The following is a 1,099-nucleotide window of genomic DNA, read 5'->3' as shown; positions in this document are numbered from 1 at the left end:
TGGTCGGCTACGAGATGGCCCTCCTGGTCGACCGCGCCGGCGCCGTCCTCACCCCCGCACTCCGCGCAGAACTCCAGGGCAGTCTCCTGCACTGACGGTTCGTCGGATACCGTCCTGGTATTCGAAGCACCTCCACGCCCGTCCCGGGCCCGCTTCGGCGGGCTCGGGTTCGGACGTTGTACGGCCTTCGCACCACCGGCTCCGGACCTAGGCCCGAGCTCGCACCGCACCGCCGCACCCTGTGAGGAGAGGAACCGTGACACCGCCCGACGACCGCAGCGGCCAGTACGGCGTTCCGTACCCTGGCACAGGCCATGACGCCTTCGGAGCACCCGGCGTCGTCGGCCACGGTCAGCAGTACGGCCAGCAGTACGGCCAGCAGCAGCAGTACGGCCAGCCCCAGCCCCAGTACGGACAGGCACCGGAGCAGTACGGCCAGTACGCGCAGCCGCAGCCCTCGTACGACACGCCCCCGGCCGGCTACCCGGCTCAGGGCGGGGCGACCGGCCACCTGCCCGGCCGGCACGCCGGCCACACCGCACCCGGGCACGTCCCCGGCCAGCACCCCGACCCCGGCTTCCCGTCCCAGGAGCCCGGACACGTCGAGGAGTTCGAGGACGACGACCACGACTCGGGCCCGCTGATCCGGCCGTTCGCGATGACCGGCGGACGCACCCGCCCGCGCTACGAGCTCGCGCTGGAGGCGCTCGTCTCCGCCAGCGTCGACCCGCAGCGCCTGGCCACCCTGCTGCCCGAGCACCAGCGGATCTGCACCCTCTGCACCGAGGTGAAATCCGTCGCCGAGGTGTCGGCGCTGCTCTCCCTTCCCCTGGGAGTGGCGCGCATCCTCGTGGCCGACCTGGCCGAGGCCGGCCTGGTCGCCATCCACCAGCCCGCTTCCGGCGGCGAATCCGGAAACCAGCCCGACGTCACGCTGCTCGAAAGGGTCCTCAGTGGACTTCGCAAGCTCTAACGCGGCCGCCCCCACCCGCGCCACCACATCCGCGAAGATCGTCGTCGCCGGCGGCTTCGGCGTGGGCAAGACCACCCTCGTCGGCGCCGTCTCCGAGATCAACCCCCTGCGCACCGAAGCCGTCAT

At 72.2% G+C, this 1,099-nt stretch carries 1 protein-coding gene and 2 pseudogenes; all 3 read left to right on the top strand.

All coding sequences use genetic code 11. The annotated features are described in order from the left end of the window. A pseudogene (locus ACFVHB_RS40165) lies at positions 1-95 on the top strand (roadblock/LC7 domain-containing protein); the annotation flags it as partial. 161 nt (positions 96-256) lie between these two features. Beyond that, positions 257-973 carry a DUF742 domain-containing protein gene (locus ACFVHB_RS40160; RefSeq protein WP_380332939.1) on the top strand — a complete coding sequence of 239 codons (717 nt, stop codon included), beginning with the start codon at positions 257-259 and terminating at the stop codon, positions 971-973. Continuing rightward, a pseudogene (locus tag ACFVHB_RS40155) lies at positions 954-1,099 on the top strand (ATP-binding protein); the annotation flags it as partial. The gene ACFVHB_RS40160 and the pseudogene ACFVHB_RS40155, both read left to right, overlap by 20 nt.

Source organism: Kitasatospora sp. NPDC127111, from assembly GCF_042677465.1.
Taxonomy (GTDB): Bacteria; Actinomycetota; Actinomycetes; order Streptomycetales; family Streptomycetaceae; genus Kitasatospora.
The sequence above is the reverse complement of the archived record's forward strand: the minus strand, read 5'-3'. Positions and strand labels throughout refer to the sequence as shown.